This window comes from Achromobacter deleyi (assembly GCF_902859705.1).
Lineage (GTDB): Bacteria > Pseudomonadota > Gammaproteobacteria > Burkholderiales > Burkholderiaceae_B > Achromobacter > Achromobacter deleyi.
Genome location: NZ_CADIJO010000051.1, coordinates 1 through 14,767 on the forward strand (window position 1 = coordinate 1; position 14,767 = coordinate 14,767).

Genomic DNA, 14,767 nt, shown 5'->3' on the forward strand with positions numbered 1-14,767 from the left:
AGCAGGCCGCCCAGGAGGCCGCCGTTGGCCCCGGTGCCGCCCGTGGCGCCGCCCACGCTGCCGGTCACGCCGGCAAGCAGGCCGGTCACCGGCGCCAGCAGGCCGCCATTGGCGCCCGTGGTGCCGCCGGTCACACCGCCCAGGATGCCGGTGATCGGGCTGAGCAGGCCGCCGTTATTGCCGCCCGTGGTACCGCCCAGGCCCAGGCCGCCGGTCAGGGAGGCGACGGCGCCGGTGGCGTTGGCCAAGGTGGCGCCGAGCGGGTTGGGGTTGCCCGGGGTGGCATTGAGCAGGCCGCCCGCGCTGCTGACCGCGCCGCCCAGGCCTTGCAGCACGCCATTCAGGCCCGCCACATTGCCGCCAGGCAGTTGGTTGCCCAGGTTGCTGACCGTACCGCCCAGGCTGTTCAGGATGCCGGCCACCGGTGCGCCCAGCTTGGTGGTGGCGCCGACTTGCTGCGTCAGGCCGACCACGGTGCCCGCCACGGGGCTGGCCGTCGGGTCCAGCGCCGCGCCGATGCCGCCCAGCATGGGCTGCAGGCCCAGCGGCAGGACGTTGTCGACCGTCTTGCCGACATTGCCCAGCGCCGGTTCCAGCAAGGGCTTGGACGGGCCGTTGAGCACGCCGCCCGTTACGCCGCCCACCAGTTGGGTTACGGGATTGAGCAGGCCGCCATTGCCGGACAGGCCCGAAGTCAGGGCGCCGACCGCGTTGGTGGCGTTGCCGAGAATGGTGGTCAGGGGTTGCGGATTCTTCGGGTCGGCATTGAGCAGGCCGCCGGTGCTGGCGACCGTCTTGCCCAGGCCTTCGACCAGGCCGCCGACACCGGCGCTCAGGCCGCCGGGCAGGCCGGTGCCCTTGACCGTGGTGCCCAGGCCTTCAACCAGGCCGCCGACTTGCTTGACCGTACCGTCCACGGGTTGGCCCAGGCCGGTGGTGGCGCCCACTTGCTGCGTCAGGCCGACAACCGTATCGACAACCGGTTTGACGGTGGGGTCCAGCGCCTTGCCGACGCCACCCAGGGTCGTGCCCAGATTCAGGGGCAGGGTATTGTCGACGGCGTTGCCGGTATTACCCAACGTGGTTTGCAGCAGGCCGGTGGTCACCGGATTGACCGGGGGATTCGGTTCGTTCGGATTGCCCGGATTATTCGGACCGCCAGGGTTGCCCGGATTGCTCGGGCCACCCGGGTTGGTCGGAATATCGGTGCCCGGCAAACCCGCGGAAGGACCGCTCTTGTGGCTACCGCCTCCGCCGCCGCAGGCAGCCAGCGAGCTCATCAGAGCGGCCGCCAGAACGGTGGAAGTCAGAATACGTTGTACGCGCTGCGTTTCAATCTTGGCATTCATGGCGAGCTCCTGTGGGGGAAGTGTCAGGCGTCGAAACTGCCCGATACGTCTCTACATGCATAAACCGTGCCAATATTTTTCGAATGCCGTGCCAGTTTGCTTTCAGCGGGTTTTTATGATTTTAAAAATCCAATTAAATCAATGACTTATGTTTGATTTAGAGGGTTTATACCAATATTGGGAATCCCCCATTTTTACGATCACGCGGAGCCTGCGAATGTTACGTCTGGCCGTTAATCGCCCGTTACGTTACGGCCCACGTTACGTAACGTGGTGTGTGGAACAGGCAAAAAAAAGCGCCCGTCGGAACGGGCGCTGGGGTTTTGACGGGGCAATCACGCGATGGCCGCGGCCAGATCAGAACGCGTCGTAATACAGCGAATAGTTGGCGTTGAAACGTATGTCGCGGTCGTTGTTCACCGTCGCCGAACCGATCGGCTTGGCCACGTTGAAATCAAACAGGTAGTACTTGTCGTCGGTGAAGCGCAGACCCAGCGCCACCGATGACAGGTGCCGCTGATTCAGTTGCTGCAAGCCCTTGTTGTTGTAATAGGTGCGGGCAAAGTCGATCAGCGCGTACGGCTGCACATTCGAAAGGTATTCCCAGCCGATGCCGAACCGGCGATTCACTTCGGCCGAAACGCCCACGCCCTTGTCGCCGCTTTGCTCGCCCTGCGGATAACCCATCGCAAAGCGCCAACTGCCGAACGACACCTGTTCCGACGACGGCAATATATTGCTCGAGTACTGCGCCGCGCCCGAGAGCGTCAGGCCGAACTGTGCCGGCAGGGCGAAGGTCTGCTTGGCATTCAGGTTGTAGCGGGTGAAGTCCAGGTCCAGGATCGGCACGGCCGAGTAGCCGTAGTTGGTGTTGATCTCTTTCTTGGCGCCGGCCGCATTGAAGCCCTTGGCCACGGCCAGCGTCACATCGGAGGTGGCGGCCTCGGACACCTGGATATAGCGCATCTCCAGGTTGGCGGCGCGCACCTGCGCGTCCTGCTGCAGCCAGCGGTCGGATTCCTTCGCGTCGTAGCGGTCCTTGGAATTGGCGGCATAGACCCCCAACGTGCCGGTCAGCGAACGCGTGTTGTTCAGCAGGAAGGGGTAGCTCACGCCGATACCGATGCGGTCGTTCTTGACCCGGCGCTGGAAGCCCAGGTATTCGATGGCATCGTCCTTGGGCTTGGCGTCGTAGTGATAGCCGTCGACCTTGACCGCCAGGCCGTCATTGCCGATCGGCACGCGGATCTCGCCCGACACGTACTTCACGTCGTCGGTGTTGAACGGGATGGACGCCGTCAGCTTGACCTGTTCGCCCAGCGGCGTAAGGCTGTTGGTGGCGGCATTCACCAGGGGCTGCATGCCGGTGCCCAGGTCCGCCACGCCGCCGGTCAGGCTGACCGGCTGGCGCGTGGCCGTCAGCAGCAGCTCCGTGGCGCCATCGGCGCGTCGCGGCAGGTCCAGCGCCGGGGTGAACTTCACGCCCGGCACCGTGCGCATCAGGTTCAGCACCCGCTCAAGCGTCGCCTGCTTCAGGGGTTTATCGGCTTTCAGCGGCTCGGCCAGCGATTCCAGGCGGTCCTGGGCATTGCCGATATCGCCTTCGATGCGCACCGTGCCGATATAGCCTTCCACCACCGTCACCACCACCAGGCCGTTGGCGAAGGTCTGGTTCTGCACCAGCGCGAACGACAGCGGATAGCCGCGGTCGCGGTAAAGCTGGGTGATCTTGTCCACCTGCTGCACCAGCTCGCCCAGGCTGATTTCCTTGCCGGACAGGGGCTCGAGCAGGGCGGAGACCTCTTCGAACGGTATCGCGTGCACGCCCGTCACGTCGAAGTGCCGGGGCACGATGCGCTGGGCCAACCGCGCCTGCAGCGCCAATTGCTCGGGCGTGGCGGTCTGAACGACGGGTGGGGGCTGCGTGGCGCCGGGCGGGCGCTCGATCTGCGGCATGGAATCGACGGGGTTGCCCCGCAGCGGGCCATCGGCGCGCGCTGTGCCTGTTGCGGCGAGCGTGCAGATAAGGGCGAGGTAAAGCGGACTTGCGGGAAGCGTACGTCTCATGCCTTGTTGTCTCTCATTTGCCGCAGGCGCCGTTAAAACAGCATTCGATAAATACCTGAATAACACTTGAATATACGGGGACGCTATATAAATAAACGACGGCAACGCGCCGCTCAGGCGGTATGTTGCCAGCGCAAGGGGGCAATGACAAATTATTTCATTGTGACTGGCCGGAAACGTGGATATAACAACATAGTGAAATAGAGGGCAATGCGCGAACCCCCGAATTCAGGGTTTACCGGTATCTGGAAAAAATGACCTCTACGAATTTCCGAGTATTCGTTACAAGTAAGCTGTCGCACTGTTGCGAATACTGGTATAAACCCTGATGTGTATTAATTGTTAATAGATAAGACTATATAAACGTTTCAAAACACATCGGGTTTACAGGCTATCGGGAGTCCGCAGATGGACCAGGATGACCGCAAGACAATCGTCGAACAAAGCTCGGCCGCAAACGGCGTTGGCCGCTTGATTTCCAGGGGCCGCGCATGAACCCGGGCGATATCGTTCCGCTCTCTTTCCATGGCGGACTGGTCGCGCTGTCGTTCCTGATCGCGGTGCTCGGCTCGTACGTGGCCCTGCTCGCCGCAGTCGGCATCCGCGCCGAAATGCAGGACGGCGAAATCCGCATCGGTTACATCATCATCGGTGCGCTGGCCATGGGCGGCGTAGGTATCTGGAGCATGCATTTCATCGGCATGCAGGCACAGAACTTGCCGTTCGAAGTGGGTTACCAGCTCGGATTGACTGTGGTCAGTTTCCTGGTGGCCGCGGGTTTTTCCGGTTGGGCTTTCTGGTATGTGGGCCGCGACCGCTTCACATTTATGCGCTGCCTGGTGGGCGGCCTGGCCGCAGGCCTGGGCGTGGCGGCCATGCATTATGTAGGCATCAGCGCCATGCGCATGCCCGCCGTATTTATGTGGAATCTGCCGATGGTTGTTTTATCGGTATTCATAGCGGTTATTGCCGCGTCAGCCGCATTGTGGCTGGCTTTCAATACGCAGAATGAGTTTCAGCGCGCCGGAGCGGCCGTTTTGATGGCGGTTGCGGTGTGCGGCATGCATTACACGGGAGTGGTGGCCGGCACGGTCGTCTGCATCACCCCGCGGGATTCGTCCAGCATGCAGATCGGTGGATTGATGCTGCCGTATATCGCCTTCGCGCTGTCGGCCGTCATGCTGCTGGTGATGCGCTGGCATTTGCAGCGCGCCTCGCGCCGTTTCCGTGCGCGTCTGGCGCAACGCATCGATTCGATCATTGAATCGGCTCCCGTCGTGGAGCCGGGCAGAACCCCAGGTTCCACGCTGGGACCGGGTTAGCAGTACCCCGGAAGACGCGCGGGTGAGGAACACGCCAGCGCGCCGGTTGTACCGGGTTTAGGGGGCCAGCGCCGCCTTTGCGGCGAGGCTCAATTATCCAGCGAGACTCAGGAGCTCGACATGAAAGCGAAACTTGCGCAGTTCTGGAACGACGAAGAAGGCATTACCGCCCTGGAATATGGGCTGATCGCGGGCACCATCGCGGTGGCGCTGGTGGCGGCTTTGGCGACATTCACGGGCGCGCTAAGCGGCCTGTTCACGTCGCTGCAGGCCAAGCTCGCCAACGCGTCCAAGTGAGACCGAAGGCCCCGGCCGCCTCGGCGCGCCTGGCTCCCGCCAGGCAGCCCCGGTTGGCCGGGCCTGCCGCCCCGCTCGGCACGGAGCAGATGTTGAAGGAGACGGTGTCCCACCGGGCGGACACCCGGTAGTCCAAACCGAAACCGTCAGAAGGTCCTGCCTTGTATCCAGGGGAAGTGCTGTGGTGGCTGTTGTTCGCATGCTGGAATCTGGTGTTGATCTACACCGATCTGCGCTATCGCCGCGTACCCAACACGCTCATCGTCGCGGGATTCGCGGGGCAGGCGCTGTGGCTGTTGGCCGCCTGGCTCGCGCCGGCATGGGCTTATCCGCCACGCTGGGCCGGCTGGCCCATGGCGCTGGCGGGCTTCGCACTGGCATTGCCGTTCTTCCCGCTTTGGACCCGACGCCTGATGGGCGCGGGCGACGTCAAGGCGATTGCCGTGCTGGGGCTGCTGGCGGGCTTTGCGCCGCTGGTGCTGACACTGGTGTTCGCCAGCCTGATGGCCGGGCTGCACGCCTTGCTCTACCTGTTTGTTTCCCGAAGCTGGGCATTGCCGCTTCGGGCTCGCCAGATTCCGTACGGAACCTATCTGGGCGCCGCCGCGCTCAGCGTGGTGTTTATTCCCTTGAATTCGGACTGGTATTCGTGGTGTTTTTCCTGGTGTTCTACGCGATCCTGACCTACGCCCTGGTCTTTACCGCGCAGCATTCCGTGACCCTTGCCGCCCAGGATGGCGCGCGCAAGGTGCTGCAGTGGCAGCCGGGGGCCACCTCGCTGACCGTGCGCGCCAACGCCGGGCGCGATATCGCATTGGATCGCTCGGGCTGGATCACGACCATGTCCTCGGCGGCCGTCGCGGTGGCCGTGTGCGGCGCGACCGGCACGCTCAGCAGCACCGCTGGCGGCACGTGCAGCGGCCTGCCTTTGACGGCGGACCAGATCGAAGTGACGGTCAGCTATCCCTACGGCGCCAATCCCCTGATTCCGAATTTTCCCTTCCTGGCACAGGCCCTGATGCCGCCCACCAGTGTGCTGACCGCGCGCGCCACGGTCCACCTGGGCAATTCGCTGGACGGGAGCAACTGACATGGCTGCGCGCGCCGACCTGGACCTCTCGCGCGGCCGCCAAGCCGGCCAGCGGGGCATCGCCACGCTTGAGTTTTCGCTGATGGTGACGATGCTGCTGATGTTCGTCTGCGCCGTCGTGGGTTACGGCGTGCTGTTCTGGATGCAGCAGCAATTGGCGTCGGCGGCCTCCGAAGGCGCGCGGGCAGCCGTTTATGCGCGCTTCGCGGGCCAGGCGGACGTGCCGGGTTCCGCCTGCACGGCGGCCATGAGCGTGTTCGGCACCGGCTCGACGGTCGCATGCGCCACCACCAGCGCGCCTTGCACCTGGAGCGGTTCGGGCGGCCAGACGGCGCAATGCGCCACGGTCGCCATGACATTCAACGTGCAGGCCTGGCCGGTGCTGTCGACCTTCCAGGCCTTTATCGCCATGTTGCCCGGGACGGACAAGAACTGGATTCCGACCCGGCTGTCGTCCAAAGCCATCGTGCAAATCTCCCAAGGGACACCATGAGCAGTCTGAGCAAAATCATTGCGGGCGTGTTGCTGGCGGCGGGCCTGGTGCTGGCGTTCGTGGCGTGGCGCCTGGCCTCCGAGCCGCCGGCGCCGGCTCCGGCGCCCGCGGGCCCGGTGGCAGCGACGACGCCCGTGCCGTCCGAGCCGCCGGCCAAGCGCTATCCGGTGGTGGTCGCGTCGACGCCCATCCCGGCCGGCACGCGTATCGACGGCGCCAAGATGCTCAAGGTGGATGAATGGCAGGTGGCGCTGTCGGGCAGCTACAGCTCGCCCACGCCGCTGGAAGGCGCCTATGCGCGCATCGACATCGCGGCCGGCGATCCGGTGCTGCCCAGCATGCTGGCGCAGGGCCTGGGCCGCCAGCTCAAGCCGGGCGAACGCGCGGTGGCGATCGCGGTGGACGAAGTCGTGGGCGGGGGCAACCGCATTGCGCCTGGCGACCTGGTGGACGTGTTCTTCATGCTGGAGAAGGGCGTCGAGATCCAGGGCGGCCAGGCCCGGCTGCTGCAATCGCAGGTCCGCGTGCTGGCCTACGGCGCGGCGTCGGTGGACGGTCCTGAAGAAAAATCATCGCTGCCCGGCCCGCCCGGGCAGCCGGCCAAGACCGCCGTGCTGGCCGTGCCGGTCGAACAGGTCAGCGAGCTGATGCTGGCCAGCCGCACCGGGCGCCTGCAACTGGCCCTGCGGCCGGTGGGCGACGATGCCGTGCCCGACACGCAGCTGTTCGCGCAGCGCAGCGCCGTGTTGCCCGCCCGCACCGACCTGACACCCGAACAGCGCGCATTGCTGCAAACCGGTCCGAACCGCGCCTATGCCGGCGAAAGCCTGGCGCAGCTGGAAGGCACGTCGCCCGCCGCGAAACCCGCGCCGGTCCGTGCGTCCGGCGGGGGCGGAGGCCGTTCCGTCGAAATATTGCGAGGAGACAAATCCGAGCGCGTGCGCTATTGAAACGCGGCTGCGCGTGGCCAGATGCCGCCCGTAGCTGGACCCGACCTGTCAACTTGATCCAGCACAATGAAGAGAACTCAGCGCACCCCTTTGATCTGCGTCCTGTCGGCCGCAGCGGCGATGACCTACGGCGCGATGAGCCTGGCGCAGAACGCCTTGCCCGCCGCGTCCAGCCTGAATGCGCCTGCCCGCGATATCGCGGTGGCCGTCAAAGGCCAGCAGACGCTCATGCTGGATGGTGCGCCCGCGCGCATCGCCATCGGCGATCCCGATGTGGCCGACGTGAAGGTGCTGTCCGCCTCGGGCAAGCGCCAGGCGTCGGTGCTGTTGTACGGCAAGAAGGCGGGCACCACCACGCTGCAGATCTGGACGGGCGCCAATGCCGCGCCGCAGCTCTGGACGGTGCGGGTGGCCGGCACGGTTCAGCAGGTACTGGCCGGGCGTGGGGTGGCCGGCGGCGCCAATATCGACGTGGCGGGCGACCGCGCCGTGGTGTCCGGCCAGGCCGAGTCGCCGCAGTCGCACCAGGCCTCGGTGGCCGCGGCAGGCGCCGCCGTCGGCGACAAGAACGTGGTCGATGTGTCCACCGCGGGCACCGGCGGCGTGGTGCAGGTGGAAGTCAAGGTGGTCGAGGTGTCGCGCACGGTCATGAAGCAGGCGGGCATCAGCTTTGCCGGCCGCACCGGCCCCTGGGGCGGCACCAATTCCATCACCCCCGACGGCTTTGGCGCGCCGCTCGGTTTCAGCAAGAGCGCGGCGCTGGACTCGGGCTTTTCGCTGTTCTATGACTCCAACAATTTCAGCGCACGCCTGCGCCTGTTGCAGAACAACGGCATGGCGCGCGTGCTGGCCGAGCCCACGCTGGTGGCCCTGACCGGGCAAAGCGCCAGCTTCCTGGCGGGCGGCGAGCTGCCGATTCCCGAGGCGGGCGGCCTGGGCACGACCACGGTGACGTTCAAGCCATTCGGTATCGGCCTGACGGTGACGCCGACCGTGCTGTCGCGCGACCGGATCGCGCTGAAGGTGGCGCCCGAGGCCAGCGAGCTGGACTACAGCAATGCCATCTCGATACCGAATGGCAACGCCAGTCCGACGCTGATCCCGGCGCTGCGCACCCGCCGTGCCGACACCACGGTCGAGCTGGGCGATGGCGAAAGCTTCGTGGTCAGCGGCCTGGTGTCGCGCCAGACCAAGGCGCTGGTCAATAAGGTGCCGATGCTGGGCGATCTGCCCATCATCGGGTCGTTCTTCCGCAGTGTGGACTACACCCAGGAGGATACCGAGCTGGTCATCGTGGTGACGCCGCGACTGGTGCGGCCCATTGCACGCGGCGTGACATTGCCGCTGCCCGGGGCCAAGCAGGAAGCGACGGACACCGCGTTCAACGCTTGGGGCTACTACCTGATGGGTCCCATGGGCGGGCAGCAAATGCCGGGCTTTTCACGGTGAGCAATATGAAGACACATGCCAGGGAGTGGGTTGGCTTGCAAAACGGCAACCGGTTTCTGTTTTGTTCCAAGGGCGACGGCGTGGCCGCACAGCTCGGGCAGGCGCTGGGCGACATGGGTATGTTGACCCAGGAAGTGCCCGGCGTCGAAGAGCTGGGCCGCCGCCTGACCGAAATCGAGCCCCAGGTGGTGTTCCTGGATTTCACGTTGAGCGAGGACGAGCCGGGCAAGCTGTTCAAGTCGGCCGAATTGGCGCGCCTGCTGGCGCGCATCGCGCCGACGATACCGCGCGTGGCCGTGGGCCTGCTGAGCCAGCCCGAGGGCGCCATCGCGGCTTTGCGTGCCGGCGTCAGCGATTTCGTCGATCCCACCGTGGCCCCGCAAGAGGTCAAGGATGTGGTGCAGCGCCTGCTGGACGTGCCGGTCGGTGGCGTCCGGATGGATGGCTCGCGGCGCAGCGTGCTGCTGCTGGGCGCGCGCCCGGGGGTGGGCACCAGCACGCTGGCGGTGCATCTGGCCGGCATGGTGCAGGACCGCCTGAAGCACATGCACGGCGTGCGGGCGACGGCGTCGGGCGCCAAGGCCGCCAAGCCGGCCGCCGATAGCGGCAGCAATCTGCCCTTGAGCAGCCGCGTCGCCCTGATGGACCTGGGCTGGCCGGTGGGCGACTGCCAGCTGTACCTGAACATCGGCAGCGATTTCGATTTTGCCGAGGCCGCGCGCAACCTGCGCCGGCTGGATTCCACCTTGCTCAGTTCGGCCATGGCGCATACCGCCAGCGGCCTGAGCGTGCTGGCCCTGCCGCGTGACCTGGGCCAGATGCGCGACGTATCGCAGTCCGACTCGCTGTTGGTGTTCGAACGCATGCGCCAGCATTTCGGCGTGGTGGTGGCGGACTCCGGCGGCTTTACCAACCCGGAATTCGTCGCGGGCCTGGCGCGCGCCTCGCAACAGAACTGGATCGTCACCGACCAGAGCGTGGGCGCGCTGGTGTCGCTGGCCGGTCTCTTGCAGGAACTGGAGCAACTGCACGTCGATCGTCGCAGCCTGGGCCTGATCGTGAACCGCTACGACGAACGCTACGGCATGACGGCCCAGCAGATCGCCGAACGCTTCCAGCTGGAACTGGTCGGCACGCTGCCGGACCGCACGCTGGCGCTGATGGTGTGCACCAACCAGGGCCATCTGCTGCACGAGGAAGCCGAGCGCGACGTCTACGTCCGCGCGGTCCAGGCGCTGGCCGAGAAGCTGAGCGCGGAAGAAAACACACCGGGCGGCCGGGCGAGCTGGCTGGCCACATGGCTGCCCGGCGTGCACCGCCGCATGGTGGTCGAATAACGGACGGCGGCGGAATCCGACATGATCATGACAGCGACCATAGAGTTCGGCGGCGAGGGCGACAAGGGTTTTGCGTCGTCCAACCGCTTCCAGGAAGTGAAGACGGCGGCCTACGAGCATCTGCTTTCCCGCATTGAAGAGCTGGGGGCGGAATTCGGCAGATGGGCGCGCTCGGCCATCCAGGAGTTCGTGGATATCGAGGTGGCCAGCTTCGTGCGCCTGCGCCGGGTGCCGATCAACGAAGGGGAGATGCGGCAGATTGCCGAAGCCCTGACCAAGGAACTGGCCGGGCTGGGGCCGCTGGAAGACCTGCTGGCCGATCCGGCCGTCGAAGACATCCTGATCAACGGCTACGACAACGTCTTCGTCTCGCGCCGCGGCGTGCTGGCGCGCGAGACGCTGCGCTTTACCGACAACCAGCACGTGCTGCGCATCGTGCGGCGCATTCTGGCGCCCATCGGCCGCCGGCTGGATGAGTCCAGCCCCATGGTCGATGCGCGGCTGCCCGACGGCGGCCGCCTGAACGTGGTGATCGAGCCGCTGGCCGTGGACGGGCCGATGGTCTCGATCCGCAAATTCCGCCAGGACCCGCTCAAGCCGGCCGACCTCCTGACGCTGGGCACCTTCGACGAAGAGATCTATCGCCTGCTGCACGAGGCCGTTAAGAACCGCTGCAACATCCTGGTGTCGGGCGGCACCAGCTCGGGCAAGACCTCGCTCTTGAATGCGATGGCGTTCTTCATTTCCGAGACCGAGCGCGTGGTGACGGTGGAAGACACGGCGGAACTGTCACTGAACCACCCGCACGTGGTGCGCCTTGAATCGCGCCAGGGCGGTTTTGACGGCAGCGGCGCCGTCAGCATCCGCGAACTGATCCGCAACAGCCTGCGCATGCGGCCGGACCGCGTGGTGGTGGGCGAAGTGCGCGGCGCCGAGGTCATGGACATGCTGCAGGCCATGAACACCGGCCACGAAGGGTCGATGGCCACCATCCACGCCAACTCGCCGCGCGAATGCCTGTACCGGATCGAGATGCTGGCCGGTTTTGCGGGCTTCCAGGGCAGCGAGGACAGCCTGCGGCGCCAGATCGCCAGCGCGCTGGATTTCATCGTGCAGATCGGACGCCTGTCCAACGGCAAGCGCCGAGTGCTGTCGGTCACCGAAGTCACCGGCATGGGCGACAGCGTGATCTCGACGCAGGAGCTGTACCGCCACGAAACCTTTGCCACGCCGGAAGGCGAGGAGAAGGACCGCTGGAATTGGCTGGGCATTCATCCGCATACGCCCAAGCTGGCGAAGATGCGCAACGAACAGCGGCCCGCCGAGCCGTCGCCGGGCGAGCCGGACGGCGCAGGCGGCGGCTTCTGGAGCAGGAGGCGCTGATGCTGCAAGCGGCCGTCATCGGGGGCTTGGCGCTGCTGTTCGCGGTGGCGGCGGTGCTGCTGTGGCGTCACGCCAATAGCGGCGCGCGCCGGGCGGCCAGTTCCGCGTTCCTGGAAGACCAGCTGCGGCGCAGCCGCGGCGCGCCGGTCACGGGAAAGATGCCGTTCGCGCAAGGCGCGCGCGCCTTGCGCAGCGGCTTTTCGCGCTGGGACATGCTGCTGCTGCAAGGCGGCGTGCGCCAGAGCCCGGGCTTTTACGCCAAGCTGATCCTGCCTGTCGTGGTGGGGGCGCTCCTGGCCTGGTTGTTCCTGGGCTGGCTGTCGGGCGTGGTGGCGTTGGTGCTGCTGTCGGTGTTTGCGTATTTCCTGCTGTGGCTGCGCGCCGACCGGCGCCAGCGGCGGCGCGTGTCGCAACTGCCGGCCTTCCTGGACAACATCGTGCGCCTGGTCACCATCGGCAACAGCATGGCGTCGGCGTTCCAGACGGCGGCGGCCACGACGGATGAGCCGCTGCGCGAAGTGGTCGAGACCGCGGCAGCCCTGAGCCGTTCGGCCAAGGAACTGGACGCGGCGCTGGTGCAGGTATCGCGCCAGTACGACATGAAGGAACTCTACATGGTGGCGGCGGTGGTGTCGGTTGCGCTGCGCTTTGGCGGCCGCAGCGACCAGGTGCTGGAACGCATGGCCGCCTTCATGCGCGACATCGGCCAGGCCCGTGCGGAACTCACGGCCAGTTCGGCCGAGATCCGCCTGTCGGCCTGGATCCTGGCGTTGCTGCCCTTGGGCATCGCCGGCTTCATCATGGTGGCCAACAACGATCTGTTCATGGGGCTGTGGGTGGACCCCCTGGGCTTCAAGATGCTGATGACCGCGGTGGGCCTGCAGTTGGCCGGCTCGTACATCCTGTATCGCATGGCCAAGGCCATTTGAGGACGGCGCGGATGCAAGCCCTTCAATCCTGGAATGTCTCGACGGTGCTGGCCGTGGCGCTGATGCTGGTGGCCGCCGCCATGCTGATCCTGGGCCTGAGCATGACGCGGCGCCTGCGCGGGCAGGATCGCAGCCGGCAGGTGGTGGAGCAGGCGCTGGCCACGCGTGAAGGCCGCGCCAAGGTGGCCGCTGCGGTGGCCGCCGAGGGCGGGCAGGGCCGGCTGGCCGCGGCGACGCGCGCCGCCGATTCGTTCGGCAAGCGCTTGAGCGAAGGCCGCTTCGCCGAGGCCCTGTTGGCCGGCGAGGACCGCAAGCTGGTGGATATGGCCGGCTACGAGAACCCCGCCACGGCGCGGCTGCGTTTCATCGTGGCGCGCTTCACGCTGGCGCTGCTGCTGCCGGCGGCGGCGGTGGGCTGGGACCTGGGGCGCAAGGTCAGCGATTCGTCGCTGGGCCTGTTCGTGGCGGCCTTCTTCGGCTTCGCCATCGGCTACATGTTGCCCAAGTGGTTCGTGCGCCGGCGCCTGTCGCGGCGCCGCAAGCAGGCTGCCAACGAGCTGCCGCTGCTGATCGACCTGCTGCGGCTGTTGCAGGGCGTGGGCCTGTCGATCGACCAGAGCCTGCAAGTGCTGATCAAGGAATTCGACCAGGTGATGCCGGTGCTGGCCTACGAACTGCGGCTGGCGTCCGAACTGTATGTGCGCGGGCGCACCCGCGAGCAATCGCTGGCGCGCCTGGCGGGGGGCTTTGACAACGACGACCTGTCGGCCATCTGCCGCCTGATCGCCCAGGTGGACCAGCACGGCGGCGCGGTGCAGGAACCGCTGAATCGTTTCGGAGAACGGCTGCGCGAGAAGCGGCGGCTGGAGTTGAAGGAGAAAGTGGGCAAGACCACCGTCAAGATGACGGCGGTCATGATCGTGACCTTGTTGCCGGCGCTGTTGATCGTGACCGGCGGGGCGGGGTTTGTTGCGGTGTTGCGCGGCTTGTCGCGCATGGGGGGCATGTGATGGCAGGCGGTATCGAAAGCGCGGGACGCGCGTGGCGTTGGACCGTGGCGGCGGCCGTCGTCGTGGGCGCAGGGGGCCTGGCCGGATGCCAGAGCAACAACGCGGAAACTGCCTGGCAGCTGATCCAGCAACAGCAGCAGGAACAGGCCCTGATGCGCCAGCGCGAGGACGAGGCCGAGAACCGGCGCAAACCGGCCGAGCCGGAGATGATGCTGTCCATGATCGCCGAGTCGCAGCGCCAGGAGCGCTATTTCGCGTCATTGGCCTATATCGAGGCGTTCCAGCAGAAATTCGGCAACGATCCGCGCGTGGCGGTCATGCGGGCCGAAGCCTTGCGCCAGACCGGGCAGGCCGCATCCAGCGAACAGGCCTACCGCGCGTTGCTGGGCACCCCGCAGGCGGCCGACGGCTGGCATGGCCTGGGGCTGATCGCCGGTTCGCGCGGCCAGTTCGAGCAGGCGGCCGACGACTTCGCGCGCGCCGCCAAGCTGTCGCCGATGGACCCGCGCATCCTGGGCGACCTGGGCTATGCGCGTTTGCGCGCCGGTGATCCGGCCGGCGCCCGCGTGCCCTTGGGGCAGGCGGCCGAACTGGCGCCGGACAGCGGCAAAGTGCTGGCCAACCTGGCCTTGCTGCTGCTGGTGGAAGGCGAGCCGGTGCGGGCCAAGAACGTGATGGACCGCGCCCAGCTCAGCGACGAGGCGCGCGGCCAGGTGCTGCGCCTGGCGTCCGAGATCCGCAGCCAGACGGCCGCGCCGATGGCCGCCGCACCGGCCGGCGGCGGTACGGTCGCGGGCGCCGATCCGCAGGCGACCCGGGTGTCTCGTGGCGAAGGCATCGTGATGCCGGTCATGAGCCCCTTGATGGACAGACTGGGCAACGGGCCCATCATGCGTTAACCGACTCCAGGAACCCTAGCCATGTCTCGAACCGTTGCTTTCGCTCCGTTTTCCCTGGCGCTGGTCCTGGCGGCGCTTGCGCCGTCGGCCGGCCACGCGCAATCGAATGCTCCCCTGACCGGCAGCATGACCGGCGGCGGCGTGGCCCAGGCCACGCCCGTGCCCGCTGCGCCGCCCGCGGCGGCACCGGCC

The 14,767-nt window shown here is 66.6% G+C and carries 14 protein-coding genes; 12 read left to right on the plus strand and 2 right to left on the minus strand.

What is annotated here, in order from left to right; genetic code table 11:
- Positions 1-1,349 (minus strand): collagen-like triple helix repeat-containing protein (locus HV798_RS31255; RefSeq protein WP_175216636.1); only part of this gene is annotated, 1,349 nt, incomplete at its 3' end.
- A 357-nt stretch (positions 1,350-1,706) separates the two neighbouring features.
- Positions 1,707-3,305: a ShlB/FhaC/HecB family hemolysin secretion/activation protein gene (locus HV798_RS31260; RefSeq protein WP_425486182.1), complete on the minus strand. Its 1,599-nt coding sequence runs from the start codon at positions 3,303-3,305 to the stop codon at positions 1,707-1,709.
- A 602-nt stretch (positions 3,306-3,907) separates the two neighbouring features.
- Between HV798_RS31260 and HV798_RS31265 the strand changes: the two genes are divergently transcribed.
- The 12 genes from HV798_RS31265 (at position 3,908) to HV798_RS31320 (ending at position 14,575) form a co-directional block, all read left to right on the plus strand.
- Positions 3,908-4,738: an MHYT domain-containing protein gene (locus HV798_RS31265; protein ID WP_175193078.1), complete on the plus strand. Its 831-nt coding sequence runs from the start codon at positions 3,908-3,910 to the stop codon at positions 4,736-4,738.
- 120 nt (positions 4,739-4,858) lie between these two features.
- Positions 4,859-5,035 carry a Flp family type IVb pilin gene (locus HV798_RS31270; RefSeq protein WP_006390266.1) on the plus strand — a complete coding sequence of 59 codons (177 nt, stop codon included), beginning with the start codon at positions 4,859-4,861 and terminating at the stop codon, positions 5,033-5,035.
- 161 nt (positions 5,036-5,196) lie between these two features.
- Positions 5,197-5,718 carry an A24 family peptidase gene (locus HV798_RS31275; protein WP_246289354.1) on the plus strand — a complete coding sequence of 174 codons (522 nt, stop codon included), beginning with the start codon at positions 5,197-5,199 and terminating at the stop codon, positions 5,716-5,718.
- A complete protein-coding gene (locus tag HV798_RS31280; RefSeq protein ID WP_025140519.1) occupies positions 5,685-6,125 on the plus strand; it encodes a TadE/TadG family type IV pilus assembly protein in 441 nt (146 codons plus the stop codon). The genes HV798_RS31275 and HV798_RS31280 overlap by 34 nt, the downstream gene beginning before the upstream one ends.
- Position 6,126: 1 nt before the next feature.
- Positions 6,127-6,618: a TadE family protein gene (locus HV798_RS31285; RefSeq protein WP_175193079.1), complete on the plus strand. Its 492-nt coding sequence runs from the start codon at positions 6,127-6,129 to the stop codon at positions 6,616-6,618.
- Positions 6,615-7,568 (plus strand): Flp pilus assembly protein CpaB, encoded by a 954-nt coding sequence (gene cpaB / locus HV798_RS31290; protein WP_175193080.1) that lies wholly within the window; start codon positions 6,615-6,617, stop codon positions 7,566-7,568. Before HV798_RS31285 ends, cpaB begins: the two co-directional genes overlap by 4 nt.
- A 66-nt stretch (positions 7,569-7,634) precedes the next feature.
- Entirely contained in the window at positions 7,635-9,017 is a 1,383-nt protein-coding gene (locus HV798_RS31295) for a type II and III secretion system protein family protein (RefSeq protein WP_175193081.1), read from the plus strand.
- Positions 9,014-10,354, plus strand: a complete 1,341-nt coding sequence (locus tag HV798_RS31300; protein ID WP_175193082.1) for a pilus assembly protein CpaE — start codon at positions 9,014-9,016, stop codon at positions 10,352-10,354. Before HV798_RS31295 ends, HV798_RS31300 begins: the two co-directional genes overlap by 4 nt.
- 21 nt (positions 10,355-10,375) lie before the next feature.
- Entirely contained in the window at positions 10,376-11,737 is a 1,362-nt protein-coding gene (locus HV798_RS31305; protein WP_025140524.1) for a TadA family conjugal transfer-associated ATPase, read from the plus strand.
- The gene (locus HV798_RS31310; protein ID WP_029954418.1) at positions 11,737-12,666 is read left to right on the plus strand and encodes a type II secretion system F family protein; all 930 of its coding nucleotides are present in this window, start codon (positions 11,737-11,739) and stop codon (positions 12,664-12,666) included. Before HV798_RS31305 ends, HV798_RS31310 begins: the two co-directional genes overlap by 1 nt.
- Positions 12,667-12,677: 11 nt before the next feature.
- Complete coding sequence (locus HV798_RS31315; RefSeq protein WP_175193083.1) at positions 12,678-13,676, plus strand: type II secretion system F family protein; 999 nt, start codon at positions 12,678-12,680, stop codon at positions 13,674-13,676.
- Positions 13,676-14,575: a tetratricopeptide repeat protein gene (locus HV798_RS31320; RefSeq protein ID WP_175193084.1), complete on the plus strand. Its 900-nt coding sequence runs from the start codon at positions 13,676-13,678 to the stop codon at positions 14,573-14,575. Before HV798_RS31315 ends, HV798_RS31320 begins: the two co-directional genes overlap by 1 nt.
- Positions 14,576-14,767 lie beyond the last annotated feature (192 nt).

Excerpts from the sequence above, each read along its gene's own strand:
- HV798_RS31260 (WP_425486182.1), bottom strand. The coding sequence starts at position 3,305 with ATGCCGCAGATCGAGCGCCCGCCCGGCGCCACGCAGCCCCCACCCGTC.
- HV798_RS31265 (WP_175193078.1), top strand. The coding sequence starts at position 3,908 with ATGAACCCGGGCGATATCGTTCCGCTCTCTTTCCATGGCGGACTGGTC.
- HV798_RS31270 (WP_006390266.1), top strand. The coding sequence starts at position 4,859 with ATGAAAGCGAAACTTGCGCAGTTCTGGAACGACGAAGAAGGCATTACC.
- HV798_RS31285 (WP_175193079.1), top strand. The coding sequence starts at position 6,127 with ATGGCTGCGCGCGCCGACCTGGACCTCTCGCGCGGCCGCCAAGCCGGC.
- cpaB (WP_175193080.1), top strand. The coding sequence starts at position 6,615 with ATGAGCAGTCTGAGCAAAATCATTGCGGGCGTGTTGCTGGCGGCGGGC.
- HV798_RS31295 (WP_175193081.1), top strand. The coding sequence starts at position 7,635 with ATGAAGAGAACTCAGCGCACCCCTTTGATCTGCGTCCTGTCGGCCGCA.
- HV798_RS31305 (WP_025140524.1), top strand. The coding sequence starts at position 10,376 with ATGATCATGACAGCGACCATAGAGTTCGGCGGCGAGGGCGACAAGGGT.
- HV798_RS31310 (WP_029954418.1), top strand. The coding sequence starts at position 11,737 with ATGCTGCAAGCGGCCGTCATCGGGGGCTTGGCGCTGCTGTTCGCGGTG.
- HV798_RS31315 (WP_175193083.1), top strand. The coding sequence starts at position 12,678 with ATGCAAGCCCTTCAATCCTGGAATGTCTCGACGGTGCTGGCCGTGGCG.
- HV798_RS31320 (WP_175193084.1), top strand. The coding sequence starts at position 13,676 with ATGGCAGGCGGTATCGAAAGCGCGGGACGCGCGTGGCGTTGGACCGTG.